This window comes from Paracoccus sp. TD-10, from assembly GCF_048270675.1.
GTDB lineage: Bacteria > Pseudomonadota > Alphaproteobacteria > Rhodobacterales > Rhodobacteraceae > Paracoccus > Paracoccus pantotrophus.
In genome coordinates, this window is the sequence record NZ_CP182420.1 from 550,775 (window position 1) to 568,063 (window position 17,289).

Annotated in this window: 18 protein-coding genes; 9 read left to right on the forward strand and 9 right to left on the reverse strand. The window is 69.4% G+C overall.

Features of this window, described 5'->3' with window-relative positions:
* Positions 1 to 120: 120 nt before the first annotated feature.
* Complete coding sequence (locus tag ACNKFW_RS21410) at positions 121 to 1,389, forward strand: MgtC/SapB family protein (RefSeq protein WP_028710273.1); 1,269 nt, start codon at positions 121 to 123, stop codon at positions 1,387 to 1,389.
* A 9-nt stretch (positions 1,390 to 1,398) separates the two neighbouring features.
* Here ACNKFW_RS21410 and ACNKFW_RS21415 read toward each other — a convergent pair whose 3' ends face one another.
* Positions 1,399 to 1,911 carry a MarR family winged helix-turn-helix transcriptional regulator gene (locus tag ACNKFW_RS21415; RefSeq protein ID WP_418025614.1) on the reverse strand — a complete coding sequence of 171 codons (513 nt, stop codon included), beginning with the start codon at positions 1,909 to 1,911 and terminating at the stop codon, positions 1,399 to 1,401.
* Positions 1,912 to 2,038: 127 nt separating this feature from the next.
* On the opposite strand from ACNKFW_RS21415, the gene ACNKFW_RS21420 reads away from it, so the two are divergent.
* The 3 genes from ACNKFW_RS21420 to ACNKFW_RS21430 are packed head-to-tail and all read left to right on the forward strand — an operon-like array spanning position 2,039 to position 4,700.
* Positions 2,039 to 3,202, forward strand: a complete 1,164-nt coding sequence (locus tag ACNKFW_RS21420; RefSeq protein ID WP_333484249.1) for an amidohydrolase — start codon at positions 2,039 to 2,041, stop codon at positions 3,200 to 3,202.
* Positions 3,203 to 3,240: 38 nt separating this feature from the next.
* The gene (locus ACNKFW_RS21425) at positions 3,241 to 3,978 is read left to right on the forward strand and encodes a DUF5058 family protein (RefSeq protein ID WP_024843445.1); all 738 of its coding nucleotides are present in this window, start codon (positions 3,241 to 3,243) and stop codon (positions 3,976 to 3,978) included.
* A 23-nt stretch (positions 3,979 to 4,001) separates the two neighbouring features.
* On the forward strand, positions 4,002 to 4,700 hold the full coding sequence (locus tag ACNKFW_RS21430; protein WP_024843444.1) for a hypothetical protein: 699 nt from the start codon (positions 4,002 to 4,004) through the stop codon (positions 4,698 to 4,700).
* Positions 4,701 to 4,762: 62 nt separating this feature from the next.
* On the opposite strand, the gene ACNKFW_RS21435 is transcribed toward ACNKFW_RS21430, so the two are convergent.
* A complete protein-coding gene (locus ACNKFW_RS21435) occupies positions 4,763 to 5,533 on the reverse strand; it encodes a 3-keto-5-aminohexanoate cleavage protein (RefSeq protein ID WP_333484250.1) in 771 nt (256 codons plus the stop codon).
* On the reverse strand, positions 5,530 to 6,858 hold the full coding sequence (locus ACNKFW_RS21440; RefSeq protein ID WP_333484251.1) for an aspartate aminotransferase family protein: 1,329 nt from the start codon (positions 6,856 to 6,858) through the stop codon (positions 5,530 to 5,532). Before ACNKFW_RS21440 ends, ACNKFW_RS21435 begins: the two co-directional genes overlap by 4 nt.
* A gap of 125 nt (positions 6,859 to 6,983) precedes the next feature.
* Between ACNKFW_RS21440 and glnH the strand changes: the two genes are divergently transcribed.
* The 5 genes from glnH to ACNKFW_RS21465 all read left to right on the forward strand — a co-directional run bounded on the left by glnH (position 6,984) and on the right by ACNKFW_RS21465 (position 11,084).
* Entirely contained in the window at positions 6,984 to 7,724 is a 741-nt protein-coding gene (glnH, locus tag ACNKFW_RS21445; RefSeq protein ID WP_333484252.1) for a glutamine ABC transporter substrate-binding protein GlnH, read from the forward strand.
* A gap of 92 nt (positions 7,725 to 7,816) precedes the next feature.
* On the forward strand, positions 7,817 to 8,473 hold the full coding sequence (gene glnP / locus ACNKFW_RS21450; RefSeq protein ID WP_333484254.1) for a glutamine ABC transporter permease GlnP: 657 nt from the start codon (positions 7,817 to 7,819) through the stop codon (positions 8,471 to 8,473).
* Positions 8,470 to 9,195, forward strand: coding sequence for a glutamine ABC transporter ATP-binding protein GlnQ (glnQ, locus tag ACNKFW_RS21455; RefSeq protein WP_147429223.1), 726 nt, complete (start codon positions 8,470 to 8,472; stop codon positions 9,193 to 9,195). Before glnP ends, glnQ begins: the two co-directional genes overlap by 4 nt.
* Complete coding sequence (locus tag ACNKFW_RS21460; RefSeq protein WP_024843438.1) at positions 9,188 to 10,207, forward strand: C45 family autoproteolytic acyltransferase/hydolase; 1,020 nt, start codon at positions 9,188 to 9,190, stop codon at positions 10,205 to 10,207. Before glnQ ends, ACNKFW_RS21460 begins: the two co-directional genes overlap by 8 nt.
* Positions 10,164 to 11,084: a MurR/RpiR family transcriptional regulator gene (locus ACNKFW_RS21465; protein WP_333484255.1), complete on the forward strand. Its 921-nt coding sequence runs from the start codon at positions 10,164 to 10,166 to the stop codon at positions 11,082 to 11,084. Before ACNKFW_RS21460 ends, ACNKFW_RS21465 begins: the two co-directional genes overlap by 44 nt.
* A 24-nt stretch (positions 11,085 to 11,108) precedes the next feature.
* Here ACNKFW_RS21465 and ACNKFW_RS21470 read toward each other — a convergent pair whose 3' ends face one another.
* Genes ACNKFW_RS21470 through ACNKFW_RS21495 form a run of 6 tightly spaced genes read right to left on the reverse strand, consistent with a single transcriptional unit; the run spans position 11,109 to position 17,283 of the window.
* A complete protein-coding gene (locus ACNKFW_RS21470; RefSeq protein ID WP_333484256.1) occupies positions 11,109 to 11,870 on the reverse strand; it encodes an SDR family oxidoreductase in 762 nt (253 codons plus the stop codon).
* A complete protein-coding gene (locus ACNKFW_RS21475; RefSeq protein WP_333484258.1) occupies positions 11,867 to 12,694 on the reverse strand; it encodes a PCC domain-containing protein in 828 nt (275 codons plus the stop codon). Before ACNKFW_RS21475 ends, ACNKFW_RS21470 begins: the two co-directional genes overlap by 4 nt.
* Positions 12,691 to 14,292, reverse strand: a complete 1,602-nt coding sequence (locus ACNKFW_RS21480; protein WP_333484259.1) for an acyl-CoA synthetase — start codon at positions 14,290 to 14,292, stop codon at positions 12,691 to 12,693. Before ACNKFW_RS21480 ends, ACNKFW_RS21475 begins: the two co-directional genes overlap by 4 nt.
* Complete coding sequence (locus ACNKFW_RS21485; RefSeq protein WP_114669157.1) at positions 14,289 to 15,458, reverse strand: acetyl-CoA acetyltransferase; 1,170 nt, start codon at positions 15,456 to 15,458, stop codon at positions 14,289 to 14,291. Before ACNKFW_RS21485 ends, ACNKFW_RS21480 begins: the two co-directional genes overlap by 4 nt.
* A complete protein-coding gene (locus tag ACNKFW_RS21490; RefSeq protein ID WP_333484260.1) occupies positions 15,455 to 16,267 on the reverse strand; it encodes an IclR family transcriptional regulator in 813 nt (270 codons plus the stop codon). The genes ACNKFW_RS21485 and ACNKFW_RS21490 overlap by 4 nt, the downstream gene beginning before the upstream one ends.
* On the reverse strand, positions 16,267 to 17,283 hold the full coding sequence (locus ACNKFW_RS21495; protein ID WP_333484261.1) for a TRAP transporter substrate-binding protein: 1,017 nt from the start codon (positions 17,281 to 17,283) through the stop codon (positions 16,267 to 16,269). Before ACNKFW_RS21495 ends, ACNKFW_RS21490 begins: the two co-directional genes overlap by 1 nt.
* Positions 17,284 to 17,289 lie beyond the last annotated feature (6 nt).

Below are 17,289 nucleotides of genomic sequence, written 5' to 3' on the forward strand. Positions count from 1 at the left end.
CTCGCGGCTTCTCTGTTCCGAAAATACCCGAAATCCCGCGACGCCGGGCGCAAGCCGGGCCCGGATCGCGGCCACCTTGCGGCGCTGGCAAGCCGCTGAAACCGGTGGCAGAATGCGCCGATGGACCCGGATCAGATCCTCAGCCGCCTTGCCGTGTCGCTGGCCATCGGCCTGCTGGTCGGGCTCGAACGCGGCTGGCGCACCCGCGACGAGCGCGAGCATCAGCGCGCCGCCGGCCTGCGCACCTTCGCGCTGGCCGGGCTGACCGGCGGGGCGACCGGCGTCCTGGCGCTGCAATACGGCGGTCTGGTGATCGGCATCGTGTTCTGCGGCTTCGCGCTGGTCTTTGCCGCCTTCCAATGGCTGGAATCGCGGCTCGACCGGAATGTCAGCGCCACCTCGGCGGTGGCGGGGATGCTGGTCTTCCTGCTGGGCGCGCTGGCCGTCACCGGGCCGCTGGTCCCGGCCGTCGCCGCCGCCGTGGCGATGACGCTGCTTCTGGCGGGGCGCGAACACCTGCACCGCTGGGTCGCGGCGCTGAGCTGGGCCGAGATCCGGGCGATCCTGACGCTGGCGGCCATGTCCTTCCTGCTGCTGCCGGTCATCCCCGACCGCAGCGTCGATCCCTGGGGCGCGGTCAACCTGCGCGAGATCTGGCTGCTGGCGATCCTGATCGCCGGGATTTCCTTTGCCGGCTATGTCGCGGTCCGGGCCTTTGGCGACCGGCTGGGGATCGTGGTGATGGCGGCGGCCGGGGGGCTGGCCTCATCGACCGCGACCACGCTGGCCTTTGCCCGGCTGGGCAAGGCCCAGCCCGGCGCCGCCCGGCTGCTTGCCGCCGGCATCCTGATTTCCGGCATCGTCATGCTGGTCCGCGTCGGCGTGGTGACGGTCGGGTTGAACCGGGCGCTGCTGGCGCATCTGGCGCTGCCGCTGGCGGCGGGGGCGGCGGTGATGGCCGCGGCGGCGGCGCTTCTGCTGTGGCGGCGGCCGGCGCAGGCCGGACCGGCGCTGCCGATCAGCAACCCGCTGGCGGTGGGCACGGCGCTGAAGATCGCCGCCTTCATCGCCCTCGTGCTGCTGGCGGCCGAGATCCTGCGCCACCACTATGGCGATGTCGGCGTGCTGATCATCGCGGCGATCTCGGGCATCGGCGATGTGGATGCGGTGTCGATCTCGATGGCGCGGCTCGGCGGCGGCGACCTGGCCACCCCGGTCGCGGCGCGCGCGATCCTGGTCGCGGTGGCGGTGAATACCCTGTCCAAGGCGGCGATGGCGGCGCTGGTCGGCAACCGGCGGATCGGGCTGACCGTCGCCGGGATCAGCGCGCTGGCGCTTGCCGCCGGGCTGGCGGCGGTCTGGGCGCAGGCGGTGCTGGAGCGGGGATGAACGCCGCCCCTAGACCGGGCCGGAATCGCCGAAATCGATGCTGTCGAAGATCCGTGTGACCTTTTGCGCATAGTCCGGACTGTCCAGCCAGTCGGCCAGCTTGTCCATGGTGGCGATGAAGGCCTGCACCTCGGCCGGCGAGAGCGGCTCGAACACCGCCTCCAGCGCGCGGGCGGAGAGCAGGTCGGCGCGGTCGCGCACCCTCTGCCCGGCCTGGGTCACGAACAGGCCGAAGCGGCGGGCGTCGGCATCGTCGTTGCGCCGCTCGACATGGCCGCTGCGCACCAGATTCTGGATCAGCCGCGACACCAGGCTGCGCTCCAGCCCGGTCATCACCGTCAGTTCGGCAAAGGTCGTGCCGGGATTGTCGCCGATCAGCCGCAGCACCCGGATCGTGCGCACGTCCAGCCCGACCAGGGCGATGAAACGATCCTCGACCGAGCGGATCGATTCGGTCGCCAGCAGGTTCAGCTTGTAGATCGCGTTGCCCTGACGAAAGCTTCTCGACCAGGTTTTTCCCATGTTTCCGCCCATTTGTCCGTCCTTGGCCCGGGGCATAGCAAAGGTGAAATAATTCCTTTGCGCAATGATCTTATTATGCAACAATTTCATATCAAGACAGACAGGCGTGATTCGCAGGGAGGGAAGCATGGGTCTGATCGAGGATATCGTCGCGCAGGAAAGCACCTTCGTCGGTTGGCGCCGCGCGATGCACGAAAACCCGGGTATCGGCTTTCAGGAAACCTTTGCCGCCGAACTGGTCGCGCGCAGCCTGCGCGATTTCGGCTTTGACGAGGTGCATGCCGGCATCGGCGGCACCGGCGTGGTGGGGGTGCTGCGCGGCAAGCGGGAATCGAACCGCGCCATCGGGCTGCGGGCGGATATGGACGCGCTGCCGATCCAGGAGGAGACCGGCAAGCCCTATGCCTCGAAGGTTCCGGGCGTGATGCATGCCTGCGGCCATGACGGCCATACCGCGACGCTGCTGGCCGCGGCCTGGCACCTGGCGCGGACCCGCGACTTCGCCGGCACCGTGCATTTCATCTTCCAGCCCGCCGAGGAGGGGCTGGGCGGTGCGCTTGCGATGATCCGTGACGGGCTGCTGGAGCGTTTCCCCTGCGACCGGCTTTACGCCTATCACAATTTCCCCGGCATGGAGCAGGGCCATATCTACAGCAGCATCGGCCGGGCCATGGCGGGATGCAGTTTCTTCACCATCCGGGTGCAGGGGCGGGGCGGCCATGCCGCGCTGCCGCAGACCACCGTCGACGCGGCGCAGATCGCCGCCAATCTGGTGGTGACGGCGCAAAGCGTCGTGGCGCGCAACCTCGATCCGCTGGAAACCGGCATCCTGTCCTTTACCGATGTCTATGCCGGCACCAACAGCCATAACGTCATCCCCGACAAGGCCACGCTCAAGGGTTGCCTGCGCTATTTCGACAAGGCGGTCGGTGCGCTGATGAAGCGGCGGCTGGACGAGGTCGCCCAAGGCGTCGCCGCGACCTATGGCGGCGCGGCGCGCGTGGAATATGACGACAATTTCGTGCCGCTGGTCAACGATGCCGAGGCGACGGGTGTGGCCCTGGCCGTCGCGGCCCAGGTGGTCGGGCCGCAGCGGGTGCATGCCGATGCGCCGCCGCTGACCGGCAGCGAGGATTTCGCCTTCATGACCGAGCGCGTGCCGGGCAGCTATGTCCTGGTCGGCGCCGGCCCCGGCGCCATGCCGCACAATCCCGGCTATGACTTCAACGATGCGATCCTGACGGTGGCGGCCAGCTATTTCTGCCGCCTGGTCGAAACCGAACTGGCCTGAGCGCCCCCTGCCCGGCAGGGCTTGCAAGGATTACCCGCATGGAACATGTCTTCTCGGTGGCCAACGGCCCCGTGCTGTGGCTGCTTGCCGGCCTGATCGTCGGCACCGTCGTGGTGCAGGCATTGCTTTACCTGCGCATGACGCTGCGCCTCTCGAACGATTACGGCATCCTGACCCGCGACGAGCGCCTGCGGGTCTACAAGACCGCGACGATCAACTCGATCGGGCCGGCGATCGCGGTCTTCTTCGTCGCCGTCTCGCTGGTCGCCATGGTGGGCGGGCCGGTGACGCTGATGCGGGTCGGGGTGATCGGCTCGGCCATCTTCGAATTCGTCGCCGCCGAGATGGGCGCCAAGGCCGCGGGCGCGACGCTGGGCACCGACAGCTACACGCTGCAAGCCTTTACCGCCTCGGTCTGGGTGATGACGCTGGGCGGCATGGGCTGGCTGGTCAGCACCTTCCTGATGACGAAAAGCCTCGACCGCACGCGCGACAAGCTGTCGGTCGGCAATCCGCAGCTGATCCGGGCGCTTGGCAGCGCGACGCCGGTGGCGATCTTCCTGACGCTGGGGCTGGGCGCGGCCGTGGCCAAGACCGGGCTGGCGGAGATCGCCGTGGCCTGGGACGATCTGGCCGCGCTGCTGATCGGGGCCGGCACCATGCTGGTGCTGGGCCAGCTTGGCAAACGCTGGCTGTGGCTGCGCGAATGGGCCGTGGGCTTCGCGCTGATCGGCGGGCTCGCCGCCGGATATCTCGTCGGCCAGATCCTGGCCTGATCCCCAAGCATCAGGAGCGATCCATGACCAAGCAGAACCTCGAGACCCATTACCGGACCAGCTTCATCCCGCGGGCGCATCGCATCGGGCGCATCACGCTGCTGATCGCCATGGCGGTCTGCCTGCTGCCCGCGCTCTACCTGTCCTTCGTGCTGGGCGCCTGGCCCGGCGCCGGGGTGATCCTGACCGGCTTTCTGGCCGTGCTGGCCTTTGTCGGCATCATCTGGATCGTCGAGCCGATCTCGTATTTCCCGGTGCTGGGGGTGTGCGGCACCTATATGAGCTTCCTGTCGGGCAATATCGGCAACATGCGCATGCCGGTGGTGATCTCGTGCCAGCAGGCCGTCGAGGCCGAGACCGGCTCGCGCAAGGCCGAGGTCGCGGCGGTGCTGGGCATCGCCGTCTCGGTGCTGGTGAACCTGGTCTTCCTGGTGGCGCTGGTGGTGATCGGCCGGGCGCTGATCGACGCCATGCCCGCGCCGATGGCGCTGGCGGTCAAGGAATACACGCTGCCCGCGCTTTACGGCGCCGTGCTGGTCATGTTCATGAACAGCGCCACCCGCCGCAACGCGCTGACCGGCATTCTGTGCGGGCTTGCGATCTTCCTGTCGCCGATCCCCGGCGTTCTGGGCACGGCGGTCGCGGGCATCCTGGCGATCCTCGTCTGCTTCGCGACCAACCGCAGGCCCGCACGCCCGGCCGGCAGCGGCCAGTCCGCCTGACCATCCCCGCGGCTCGGGCTGTCCCGGGCGGCGCCGCCGGCCGGCTGTCCCGGAGCGGGGCCTCAGCGATCCGCTTCGGCCAGCCGCACCAGTTCCGCCACCCGTTCCGCATTCGAGGCGGCCGGGTGGCCATCCATGTTCAGCAGGTTGTTCTCGAACCCGATCCGCGCCTTGCCGCCCCGCCGCATCGCCGCCAGCAGGCATGCGGTCTCGGCCGGGCCGAAGGCGCAGGCCGCCCAGTCGGCGGCCAGCCCGGCGGCGCGCTGGCGGGCCAGGGGCGCGTCGAGCTCCGAGGGCTGCGAGATCTGGCCCGCCGCATAGCGGCCCAGCACATGCAGGATCTGCAGCCCCGCGGCCGGCACGGTGCCATCCGCCAGCAGGGCGGCGAGCCGGTCCACCTCCTCGGGCGCATAGAGGATATGCTGCACCGCGATCCCGGCCGCGGCGCAATCGTGGAAGAAGGCGCGGGTCAGCCGCGCATCCGGCTCGGCCGTGATCTCGCGCAAGGCGACCGAGACCGCGGCCGGGCGCAGCCGCGCCACCAGCGCGCGCTGCTCGGCGGGACTGTAGCGGCCCACCGCCTCGGTGGTGATCTGCACTGCCATATCGGGCACCGCGCGGGCCAGTTCGGCGATCAGCTCGGCATAGAGCCCGGCGTCCAGCACATGCCGGCCCTCGGCGTCCCGGACATGGGCATGGATGCCGCCTGCGCCAGCCGCATGGCACGCCCGCGCGCAGCCGACGATTTCGGGGATGGTGACGGGCAGGGCGGGGTGGTCCGCCTTGCCGCGCCGCGCGCCGTTCGGCGCGACCATGATCCGCGGCAGGCTCATGCCGCCAGCGCCCCGCGGATCGCGCCCGAAAGCTTGCCGACCAGCTCGTCGATCTGCGCGTCCTCGATGATGAAGGGCGGCGCCAGCAGGATGTGGTCGCCGCGCTGCCCGTCGATGGTACCGCCCATCGGATAGCAGATCAGCCCGGCCTCGAAGGCCAGTTTCTTGATCTGTGCATGCAGCTTGCGCGCCGGGTCGAAGGGGGTCTTGCCGGCGCGGTCCTCGACCAGTTCGATGCCGCGGAACAGCCCGCGGCCGCGGATGTCGCCGACATGCGGATGCTGGCCGAACTCGGCCCGCAGCGCCGCGTCGAGCTTGGCGCCCTGGTCGCGCACCCGCGCCAGCAGGCCGCGCCCCAGGATGGCGTCCAGCACCGCCCCGGCCGCCGCCGCCGCCATCGCATGGCCCATATAGGTATGGCCATGCTGGAAAAAGCCCGAACCCGCCGCGATGGCACCGTAGATGCGCCCCGAGGCCAGCAGCGCCCCGACCGGCTGGTAGCCGGCGCCCAGTCCCTTGGCGATGGTGATCATGTCGGGCGCGACGCCGTCCTCCTCGCAGGCGAAAAGATGGCCGGTCCGTCCCATGCCGCACATCACCTCGTCGAGGATCAGCAGCACGCCATGGCGGTCGCAGATCTGGCGGATGCGCTTCAGATAGCCGGGCACGGCGGGCACCGCGCCGGCGGTCGCGCCTACAACCGGCTCGGCGATGAAGGCCATCACCGTCTCGGGGCCGAGGCGGCGGATCTCGGCCTCCAACTCGTCGGCGGCGCGCTGGCCGTAGGCCTCCTGCGTCTCGTCCTCCTGCCGGTCGCGATATTCGTAGCAGGGCGCGATATGGCTGGTCTCGACCAGCAGCGGCGCGAATTGCGCCCGCCGCCAGGCATTGCCGCCCGCCGCCAATGCGCCCAGCGTATTGCCGTGATAGCTCTGCCGCCGGGCGATCACCCGGTGCCGCTGCGGCTGGCCGATCTCCAGGAAATACTGCCGCGCCAGCTTGATCGCTGCCTCGACCGCCTCGGAGCCGCCCGAGACCAGATAGACCCGCTCGATCCCCTCGGGCGCATGGGCGGCCAGTGCGTCGGCCAGCGATTCGGCGGGCTCGGAGGTGAAGAAGCCGGTATGGGCAAAGGCCAGCGCATCCAGCTGCGCATGCAGCGCGGCGCGCAGCCCGGCATCGGAATGGCCAAGGCAGGACACCGCCGCCCCGCCCGAGCCGTCCAGATAGCGTTTCCCAGAGGAATCAATGATGTAGCAGCCTTCGCCGCGTGCCGCCACCGGCAGCACCCCCTTGGTCGTTCGTCCGAAAACATGTCCGGGCATCGCGACTCCATCCTTTCATGGGCCAGTGATCGGCAAATTTAATTGCATTGTTTGGTAATTTATGCAAATAAATTTGCGAGCGCGGTGCCGGTCTCTCGGTGCCGTTCCACAGGGAGAAAGAACAAATGAAGACGCTTTTCGCATTCGCCGGCGCTGCCACCCTGGCCCTGGGCATCGGGACCGCCGCCATGGCCGAGGATCTGGTCGTCGCCACCGACACCGCCTTCGTGCCCTTCGAGTTCAAGGAGGGCGACAAGTATGTCGGCTTCGACATCGACCTCTGGGATGCCATCGCCGCCGAGATCGGCGTCACCTATAAGCTGCGGCCGATGGATTTCGCCGGCATCATCCCGGCCTTGCAGACCGGGCAGGTGGACGTGGCGCTGGCCGGCATCACCATCAAGCCCGAGCGGCAGGAGGTCATCGACTTCTCGGACGGCTATTACGACAGCGGCCTGATGCTGATGGTGCCGGTCAACAGCGAGGTCGCCAGCCATGCCGACCTGGCCGGCAAGACCCTGGCGGTCAAGACCGGCACCTCGTCCTCGGACTATGCCGAGGAGAACTTCAAGGAAACCACGCTGCGCAAGTTCCCCAACATCGACAACGCCTATCTGGAGCTGCGCACCGGCGGCGTCGATGCGGCCATGCATGACACGCCGAACGTGCTTTACTACATCGCCACCGCCGGCGGCGGCCAGGTCAAGGCCGTGGGCGAGCAGATGATGGCGCATGAATACGGCATCGGCTTTCCCAAGGGCAGCGAGTTGACCCCCAAGGTCAACGAGGCGCTGGCCAAGCTCAAGGCCGACGGGCGCTACGAAGCGATCTACGAGAAATGGTTCGGCACCAAGCCCGCCGAGTGATCGTTCCGGGCGGCCAGCGCGGGTGACGGGGACCGATCCGTCCCCGTCCGTCCGGCCGTATCCTGTCCTTTCCGCGTCACGGAGGTCTTCCCTTGGAAGTCGATTGGTCCGTCGTTCCCGGCTTCTTGCCGCAACTTCTCGCCGGCGCCCGCGTCACCATCCTCATCGCGCTGGCCGGTCTGGTCGGTGGCACCGTCCTCGGGCTGATCGCCGGGCTGATGCGCGCCTATGGCGGCGTCATCCTGAACGCCATCGCCTTCGCCTATATCGAGGTGATCCGGGGCACGCCGATCGTGGTGCAGGTGATGTTCCTGTATTTCGCGCTGCCGGTGCTGGCCGGGGTGCGCATCGACCCGATGACCGCCGCGATCCTGGCCATCGTGGTCAATGCCGGCGCCTATATCGCCGAGATCGTGCGCGGCGCCTTCCTGTCGATCCCGCGCGGCCTGACCGAGGCGGGGCTGGCCATGGGCCTGCCGCAATGGAAGGTGCTGACCCATATCGTCGGTCCGCTGGCCTTTCGCCGGCTGATCCCGCCCCTGGGCAACCAGTTCATCGTCTCGCTCAAGGACACCTCGCTGTTTATCGTGATCGGGGTGGGCGAGCTGACCCGTACCGGGCAGGAGATCATGGCCTCGAACTTCCGCGCCGTCGAGATCTGGACGGCGGTGGCGGTGCTTTACCTGGTCATGACCGGCGTCCTGACCTTTGTCCTGCGGCTGATCGAAAAACACATGAGGATCCTGTGAGCATCATCGAGTTTCGCAAGACCTCCAAGCACTTCGGCGACCTGAAGGTGCTGGACGAGGTCGATCTCTCCATCGAGACCGGCGAGGTGGTGGTGCTGATCGGCCCCTCGGGCTCGGGCAAGTCCACGCTGCTGCGCTGCATCAACGGGCTTGAACAGATCACCGGCGGCGACCTGCTGGTGGACGGCATCTCGGTTCGCGCCGGGGCCAAGCAGCTGCGCCGCATCCGGCAGGAGGCCGGGATGGTGTTCCAGCAGTTCAACCTGTTCCCGCAGATGACCGCCTTGCAGAACGTGGCCTTTGGCCCGCGCAAGGTGCGCGGCCTGCCGCGCGCCGAGGCCGAGGCGCAGGCGATGCGGCTTCTGGAAAAGGTCGGGCTGGCGGCGCGTGCCCATCATCCGCCCTCGGCGCTGTCGGGCGGCCAGCAGCAGCGCGTGGCCATCGCCCGGGCGCTGGCGATCCGGCCCAAGGTCATGCTGTTCGACGAGCCGACCTCGGCGCTCGACCCCGAGCTGAAGCAGGAGGTGCTGAACGTCATGCGCGAACTGGCGCAGGAGGGCATGACCATGGTCGTCGTCACCCATGAGATGGGCTTCGCCCGCCAGGTCGGCACGCGGCTGATCTTCATGGAACATGGCAAGATCTCGGTGGACGGCGATCCGGTCCAGACCATCGCCAACCCGCCCAACGACCGTCTGAAGGATTTCCTGCAACATGTCTGAGGTTTCGACCGCGCCCGGGCTGGGCTGGCTGCAACTGGCCGGCACCCCGCATCAGATCGGCGTCGCGCTTGGCCGCGCCGGCCGCGCGGCGGTGCGGCGGCACCTGTCCGGCCATCCGCTGTGGCAGGAGGTCAACGCCGCCGCCCATGCCCCCCGCCTTGCCGCCATGGCCGCGGCGACCCGTGCCCGCTTTCCGCGCATCTGGCAGGAAATCGAGGGGCTGGCCGAGGGGCTGGGCCTGCCGGTGGCGCAGGTCTTTGCCTGGAACTGCCGCGGCGACCTGCTGGCCTCGGTCCCGGACGGCTGCACCACCGTCATGCTGCCGGGCCCCGAGCCGCTGCTGGCGCATAACGAGGACGGGCTGCCCTGCTTTCGCGGCGCCTGCTTCATCGCCGAGGCCCGGCCCGAGGCCGAGCCGGGCTTCCATGCCTTCTGCTATCCCGGCTCGATCCCCGGCCATACCTTTGCCTTTACCGGCGCCGGGCTGGTGCAGACGGTGAACAACCTGCGCCTGACCGGGGTCGAGGCGGAAATCCCGCGCATGGTGCTGGGCCGGGCGGTGCTGGCCTGCCCGACGCTGGCGGCGGCGCTGGAGGTGCTGGCCGATGCCGCCTCGGGCGGGTTCCATTTCGCGCTGATGCAGCGCGGTGACGGGCGCATCCTGTCGGTCGAGTTCGGCGGCGGCGCGATGTCGCGGCGCGAGATCGTCGCCCCGGCGCTGCATGCCAATCACGCGCTGCACCTGCCGCGCGGCCTTGACGGCCAGATCGTCACCGCGTCCTCGGGCGACCGGCAGCGGCGCGGCGATGCGCTGGTGGCGGCGGGCGCGGCTCCGCTGGCGATCCTGCGCGATACCGGCGGCGAGGGGCTTCCCATCCGGCGCGATGCGGAGGATGATCCCGACGAAGAAAACACCCTCGGCACCGCGATCCTGCGCCTGACCGTCCGGGGGCTCGATTGGAGCATCCATGACCGCGCCACCGGACCCGCCCGCTACAGCGGCACCGCCTGAGACCCTGCAAGAGCTGCGCGCCCTGGCCGTCGCCATCGCGCAGGGCGAGGGCGGCATCTCGCTGGGGGCCAAGGCGCGCGGCGCGCTGTCGCGCATCCTGGACCTGACCGGCGATCCGGTGCTGCTGTCGATCACCACGCTGGCCGAGCGGCTGGAGGTCAGCCCCTCGACCCTGACCCGGCTGGCGCATTCGCTGGGCTACTCCGGCTTTCCCGGTTTCCAGCAGGTTCTGCTCTCGGCCTCGATGAGCGCGCCGGGGGCGTTCTATTCGCGCCGGGCGGCTTCGGCGCTCGAGGGCGGCAGTTCGACCCGCGCCCGCGCCGCGCGCCTGTGCCGCGAGAACCAGGCCAATATCGACCGGTTCATCGAACAGTTCGACGAGGCCGCCTTCGACATGGCGGCCGAGATGATCATGGCGGCGCCGCGGATCGTGGTTCACGGCATCCGCCAGTTCCATTCCATCGCCAGCTTCCTGGTCTATGGGCTGCGCATGATCCGCTCGGACGTGGCGCTGCTCGATGCGAACGGGCTGGGCATTGCCGAGGGGCTGGCGCTGCTGGGCGAGGGCGGGGTGCTGATCTCGACCAGCTGCGCGCCCTATTCGGCGCAGGTGGTCGAGGTCGCGGCCGAGGCGCGCAAGCTTGGCATCGGCACCGTGGCCCTGACCGACCGGACCGATTCGCCGCTGGTGCAAAGCTCGCGCGCCGCGATCCTGGTCGCGCATGAGACCAGCTTCCTGTCGAACAGCATCGGCGCCTTTACCGTCGCCGTCGAATGCCTGGTCAACGCCTGCGCCGCCACCCGGCCGGCGGCCGCGCGCCGCGCCCTGCGCGAGCGCGACAGGATGATCGAAAGGCTGCGCGTCGAAATCGGCTGATCCGGTCCGGCGCGCGCGCCGCCGTCAGGCCGGCTCGTTCTCGCGCCGCAGCGCCGGCAGGCCGACGCCGGTGGCGTCGAAGCCGCCATCCACCGCCAGCGTCTGCCCCGAGACGAAGCTGGCCTTCTCCGAGCACAGGAACACGATGGCCTCGGCGATCTCGCGCGCCTCGCCATAGCGGTTCAGCGGGATGGCGTCGTAATAGGCCGAGATGATCTCGGGCGCATGCACCGCCATGGCCAGCTTGGTCTTGACCGGGCCGGGGGCGACGCAGTTGACGCGGATGCCATGCTCGCCCAGTTCGGCGGCGAATTGCTTGGTCAGGTGGATCACCGCCGCCTTCGAGGTGCCATAGGCCACCCGCAGCGTCGAGGCCCTGAGCCCGGAAATCGAAGCGATGTTGACGATGGCGCCGCCGGTTTTCGCCAGTTCCGGCGCCGCGGCCTGGGTACACAGGAACACGCCGTCCAGATTGGTCGCCATCACCTCGCGCCATTCCTCGAAACTGGTGCGGCCCGCGCGCGAAAACAGTGCCACGCCCGCGTTGTTGACCAGCGCATCGACGCGGCCAAGGCCGGCGACGGTCTCGGCCACCATGCGCTCGACCTGGTCGGGGTCCGAGACATCGGCCTCGACCGCCAGCACGTTCTCCATGCCCTCTGCGACCCGGTGCAGTTCCTGGGTGTCGCGGTCGACCATGGCGACGCGCCAGCCATGTTCCAGGAAGATCTCGGTGGCGGCCAGGCCGATGCCGCGGCAGCCCCCGGTGACGATGGCGGTTTTCATGGCGTTTCCCCTGTCGGTTCGATGATGAGTTCCAGCGTCACGCCGACGGGGTTCGCGCCCCGTTCCAGCGTGCCGCGCGCGATATGGCCGTCGATGTCCACGACCTCTATGGGGACATGCGCCGTGCCCCGGGCCAGCCGCGCGCCGTCCAGCCGCAGTTCGGTGGCCAGGCAGTCCATGCGATGCCCCTCGGCGAAGCGGATATGGTCGATGCTGCCCACGCCATGCAGCCGCGCCGTGGCGATGCCGTGCCGGGCGGCCAGCGTCTCGATGGCCGAGACCACGTCTTCGCCGGGCAGGATGCGGGCGAAAAGGCCGGGGCCGTCGCCGCCGCCCTGCGGGGTGAACAGGGTGAAGGCGGTTTCCTCGTCGGGCAGCGCCTCGAACCATGTCTCCGCCGCGCCCAGCCCTTCGACCGCCACGTCCTCGGCAATCACCGCATCAAAGGGCAGCAGGTGGCCCATCGCGACCTCTCGCCCGTCCGACCAGATGCCGTGGCAATGCAGGAAGGGCGCGCCGTCCTTCCTGCCGACCGTCGCGGTGGCGCTGTCGAGGGTCCAGCGGCCGGCGGGCGCATGGGTGTCGGAATACCAGGCCGCGTGCAGCCCGTCGGTCGACAGCGCCGGCAGGACATAGCGCATCGGCGCGCAGGCAAGGCCCGCCAGCGAGACGACGCCGCCCTTGCAGCCGTGATCGGCGAACAGCTCGCCCACCGCCTGCATCACCGTCTGCCCGGCGCGCAGTTGCCCATGGACGGGACGCAGCGCGGCGCGCCGGGCCTGCACGCGCTCGACCGCGCGGGGGCCGGGATGGACCATGTTCATGCCGGGGTCTGCTCCAGCAGGCCGCGCGCCTCCAGCTCCTCGCGGATCATCTTCTTGGTGATCTTGCCATAGGCCGATTTCGGCAGGCCGTCCCAGAACAGGAAGCGCCTGGGCAGCTTGTAGCGCGACAGTTTCGGTGCAAGGAATGCCGCCAGCTCCTCCTCGGTCACGGGGGTTTCGGCCACGCAGACCGCCCAGCCGACCTCGCCCCAGAGCGGATCGGGCACGCCCAGCACCGCGACCTCGGAAATGGCGGGATGGGTCAGGATCTTTTCCTCGATCTCGCGCGGATAGACGTTCGAGCCGCCCGAGATGAACATGTCCGACTCGCGCCCGGTGATATAGAGAAACCCCGCCTCGTCCATATGGCCCAGGTCGCCGGTGCGGAACCAGCCGTCGCGGAAGGCCTTCGCATTGGCCTGCGGGTTCTGATAGTAGCCGGCAAAGACTGCCGGGCCGATCACGCAGATCTCGCCGGTCTGGCCGGGCGGCAATTCGCGGCCCTGGTCGTCCTGGATCTGGATCTCGATGCCGGTGCGGGCATGGCCGCAGGTGCCGATGCGGGTGGTCGGGCCGTCCTCGGCCTCGTGCAGATGCGCGGGCAGCACGGTGATGTTGCCGGTGCATTCGCCCAGGCCGAAATATTGCACCAGCACCTTGCCCAGGACGCGCAGCGCCTTTTGCTGGTCCACGCGATACATCGGCGCTCCGGCATAGATCACGTAGCGCAAGGACGAGGTGTCGGCCGTCTCCGTCGCCGGATGCTCGACCAAGAGCTTCAGGATCGTCGGCACGGTGAACATGGTGGACACCCGCCATGCCCGCACCAGATCCCAGACCTGCGCCACGTCGAAACGCTCGGTCGGCAGCAGCACGGTTTTCACCCCGCGCGCCACCTGGGTCAGCTGGTGTACGCCCGCGCCATGCGACAGGGGCGCCACGACCAGCGAGGCGTCGTCTCTGGTCAGGCCCGGCATCAGGTCGGCCAGGTGGTTCGTGACCACGAAACCCATCTGGCCGTGGGTCAGCACCGAGGCCTTGGGCCGGCCGGTGGTCCCCGAGGTGAAGAAGAACCAGCAGGGATCGTCGCGATCCACCGCCGCCACCTGCGGGCGGCTTCCCATATGCTCGGCGGTGATGGCCTGCACCGAGGGGCCGAAACCGGCCTGCCCGAAGACCAGCGTGGTCACGCCGCAGGCGGCGGCGTGATCGGGAAAGGCGGCATTGCAGAACATCAGCGTCGCGCCCGAGGATTCGGTCAGCCAGGCCACTTCCTCGGGCGTCTGGCGGAAGTTCGCGGGCACCCAGACGCCACCCGCGCGCCAGGTGGCGAACATGGCCTGCATCATCTCCATGCAGTTCTGCGACTGGCACATGACCCGGTCGCCCTTGCGCAGGCCAAAGCGGGTCTGCAGCGCATGGGCCAGGGCGTCGGCGCGGGCCTCGAACTCGGCCCATGTCCAGCGCGCCTCGCCCATGACCAGCGCGATGCCGTCCGGGTCGCGCCGCGCGGCCTGGGTCAGGAAGGTGGCAAGATTCATTACCCGGGTCGAGACCGGGGTCACGCCGCCAGCCGGGTCGGTGGCGGGTTCGGTCATTTCACCCGCTCCAGGATCGAGCAATAGCTGGCGACCGCGGCGCCGCCCATGTTGAAGACCCCGCCCAGGCTGGCGCCCGGCACCTGCATGGCGCCGGCATCGCCGGCCAGCTGCATGGCGACCATGACATGCTGCGAGACGCCGGTGGCGCCGATCGGATGGCCGCGCGACTTCAGCCCGCCCGAGGGGTTCACCGGCAGCGCGCCGTCGAACCGGGTCACGCCGTCGCGGATGACGCGCCAGCCCTGGCCGCGCGGGGCCAGGCCCATGGCCTCGTATTCGATCATCTCGGCGGTGGTGAAGCAGTCATGCGTCTCGACCAGCGCCAGGTCCGTGATGCCCAGGCCCGCCTGCTCCAGCGCCGCAGCCCAGGCCCGGTGCGGGCCGTCGAAGGCGATGGGATCGCGCCGCGACAGCGCCAGCAGGTCGCCGGCCTGCGCACGGGCGCGGAAGCGGATGGCGCGCTGCAGTTCCGCCGCCAGTTCGGGCGCGGCCAGCACCAGCGCCGCCGCCCCGTCCGAGACCAGCGAGCAATCCGTGCGCCTGAGCGGCCCGGCGACGCGCGGGTTCTTGTCCGAGATGGTGTTGCAGAAGGCGAGGTCGAAAGGCTTCTGCATATGCGCATAGGGGTTGCGCATGCCGTTTTCGTGGTTCTTGGCGGCGATCATCGCCAGTTCCTCGGACCGGTCGCCGTGGCGCTGGAAATAGCTCTCGGTGATGCGGCCGAAGACGCCGGCGAAACCGCCGGGGATCTCGCCCTCCTCGGGGACGTAGCTGGCCGACAGCAGGATGTCGCCGACCTGGTCGCCGGGCGTCGCGCTCATCTTCTCGGCGCCGATGACCAGGGCGACCTTGCCGCGGCCCGAGGCGATGAAATCGGCCGCCGCATAGAGCGCGGCCGAGCCGGTGGCGCAGGCGTTCTCCGTGCGCATGAAGGGCACGCCCGCCAGCTCCGGCGTGCCCATGGCGACCAGCGCGCCCTGGAAATCCTGGCGCGAGAAACCGTTGTTGTAGACGCCGACGAAAATGCCATCGACAGCATCGGCGCCAAGGCCCGCATGGTCCAGCGCCGGCCGTGCCACCTCGGCCATCAGGGCCAGCGTGTCGGGAGCCTCGGACTTGCCGAATTTCGTATGCGCCCAGCCGACGATCAGCGGATCACTCATGCGATGTTCCTTTTCGGTTGCGTGTCCAGCGCGGCCAGGCGGGCTTCGACCCGCCGCGCCTCGCGATGCAGCAGGGCGGCCAGTTCGGCCTGCCGCGCCGCGCCCATGCGGTTCTCGATGGCGGCGATGGAAAGCGCGCCGGCCGGCCGCCCGTCGGGCCACAGGATCGCCACCCCCAGGCCCCAGGATCCCGGCACCACCCGGCCGGGGTTCAGCGCGTGCCCGGCCGCGCGTGCCCCTGCCAGATCCTCGGCCAGCGCGGCGGCAAGGCCGGGGGCCAGCGCCTCGGCCAGGGGCGCCACGCGGCGCAGCAGCGCGTCGCCCTCGGCCACCGACAGGGCGGCGAGGATCGCCAAGGCGCCCGCGCCGACGCCCGCGGGCTTGCGGTCGCCGCGCATCAACGCATGGGTGCGGATCGGGAAATCGCCCTCGATCCGCTCCAGGCACAGGGTATGGTCGCCCTGCGGCACGGTCAAAAGCAGGGTGTCGCCGGTCTCGCGCGCCAGCCGCAGCATCGGGTCGCGGGCGTGATGCAGGATGCCGTGGCGCTCGGCGGCGAAGCTGCCCAGCAGATAGGCCTCGGGGCCCAGGTGATAGCGCCGGGTTTGGCGGTCCTGCTCGACCATGCGCGCTGCGGCCAGCGCCAAGAGCAGCCGCCGCACCGTGGGCCTTACCAGCCCCGAGGCGGCGGCCAGCTGCCCCAGCGCCAGCCCCGCATCGCCGCCCCTGCCGACCAGCGACAGCAGCGACAGCGCCCGCGCCACCGCCTGCGCGCCGCCGGTCGTTTCGGGGGCGGGCGCGTCCGTCATCAGGCCAGCTTCCGGCCGATGGCGGCTTCCAGGATCTCCCATGCCTCGTCGCCATAGGTCTTTTTCCACTCGGCATAGAAGCCCGCCTCGCGCAGCTTGTCCTCGAAGGGCTGCGGATCCACGTCGTTGAAGACGAAGCCGTGGCTTTCCAGATCGCCGCGCAGGGTGGCGTTCAGCGCCATCACATCCTCGCGCTGGCGTTCCGCGCCGGCGTTGAAATGCTTGGCGACGGCCTGCTGCGCGTCCTCGGGCAGGGCGCCCCAGGCGCGGCGGTTGCCCAAGAGCCAGAACCCGTCCCACATGTGGTTGGTCATGGACAGGTATTTCTGCACCTCCCACAGCTTGGCGACCTTCATGATTGCCAGCGGGTTTTCCTGCCCGTCCACGATGCCGGTCTGCAGCGCGGTATAGACCTCGGCGAAGTTGATCGAGGCGGGCGCGGCGCCGAAGGCCGAGAACAGCGAGGTCCAGAGCGGGCTGACCGGCACGCGGATCTTGAAGCCCTGCAGATCCTCGGGCGTCTGGATCGGCTTGGTCGAGGTGGTGGTCTGGCGAAAGCCATTGTCCCAGATCTTGTCCATCACCACCAGGCCGGCATTCTCGATCTGGCCGCGGGCATAGGCGCCCAGCTCGCCGTCCATCGCCTTCCACACCGTGTCGTAGTCGGGGAAGGCGAAGCCCACGCCGTTGATCGAGGCGTTCGGCACCAGCGTCGACAGGATCACCGGCGACAGCTGGAAGAACTCGACCCCGCCCGAGCGCAGCTGGCCCAGCACGTCGGTATCGGCGCCCAGCTGGTTCGAGGGGAAGATCTGGATATCCACCGCGCCCGAGGTTTCCTCCAGGATCGCCTTGACCGCCTCGGCCAGCCGCACGTTGCTGGGATGCTCGAGCGGCTGGTTGTTCGCGATCTTGTAGCTGAACTCGGCGGCGCGGGCGGCGCCCGGCCGGATGAAGGGCGCGGCAAGCGCCCCTGCGGCGGCACCCATCAGGACGCTGCGGCGGGTGATGGTCATGGTTTC

Bases quoted from the DNA above. Each gene is read 5' to 3' on its own strand.
- ACNKFW_RS21470 (WP_333484256.1), bottom strand. From the start codon at position 11,870: ATGAAAACCGCCATCGTCACCGGGGGCTGCCGCGGCATCGGCCTGGCC.
- ACNKFW_RS21475 (WP_333484258.1), bottom strand. From the start codon at position 12,694: ATGAACATGGTCCATCCCGGCCCCCGCGCGGTCGAGCGCGTGCAGGCC.
- glnH (WP_333484252.1), top strand. From the start codon at position 6,984: ATGAAGACGCTTTTCGCATTCGCCGGCGCTGCCACCCTGGCCCTGGGC.
- ACNKFW_RS21430 (WP_024843444.1), top strand. From the start codon at position 4,002: ATGACCAAGCAGAACCTCGAGACCCATTACCGGACCAGCTTCATCCCG.
- ACNKFW_RS21415 (WP_418025614.1), bottom strand. From the start codon at position 1,911: ATGGGAAAAACCTGGTCGAGAAGCTTTCGTCAGGGCAACGCGATCTAC.
- ACNKFW_RS21495 (WP_333484261.1), bottom strand. From the start codon at position 17,283: ATGACCATCACCCGCCGCAGCGTCCTGATGGGTGCCGCCGCAGGGGCG.
- ACNKFW_RS21480 (WP_333484259.1), bottom strand. From the start codon at position 14,292: ATGACCGAACCCGCCACCGACCCGGCTGGCGGCGTGACCCCGGTCTCG.
- ACNKFW_RS21410 (WP_028710273.1), top strand. From the start codon at position 121: ATGGACCCGGATCAGATCCTCAGCCGCCTTGCCGTGTCGCTGGCCATC.
- ACNKFW_RS21460 (WP_024843438.1), top strand. From the start codon at position 9,188: ATGTCTGAGGTTTCGACCGCGCCCGGGCTGGGCTGGCTGCAACTGGCC.
- ACNKFW_RS21420 (WP_333484249.1), top strand. From the start codon at position 2,039: ATGGGTCTGATCGAGGATATCGTCGCGCAGGAAAGCACCTTCGTCGGT.
- ACNKFW_RS21485 (WP_114669157.1), bottom strand. From the start codon at position 15,458: ATGAGTGATCCGCTGATCGTCGGCTGGGCGCATACGAAATTCGGCAAG.
- ACNKFW_RS21440 (WP_333484251.1), bottom strand. From the start codon at position 6,858: ATGCCCGGACATGTTTTCGGACGAACGACCAAGGGGGTGCTGCCGGTG.
- ACNKFW_RS21435 (WP_333484250.1), bottom strand. From the start codon at position 5,533: ATGAGCCTGCCGCGGATCATGGTCGCGCCGAACGGCGCGCGGCGCGGC.
- ACNKFW_RS21490 (WP_333484260.1), bottom strand. From the start codon at position 16,267: ATGACGGACGCGCCCGCCCCCGAAACGACCGGCGGCGCGCAGGCGGTG.
- ACNKFW_RS21465 (WP_333484255.1), top strand. From the start codon at position 10,164: ATGACCGCGCCACCGGACCCGCCCGCTACAGCGGCACCGCCTGAGACC.
- ACNKFW_RS21425 (WP_024843445.1), top strand. From the start codon at position 3,241: ATGGAACATGTCTTCTCGGTGGCCAACGGCCCCGTGCTGTGGCTGCTT.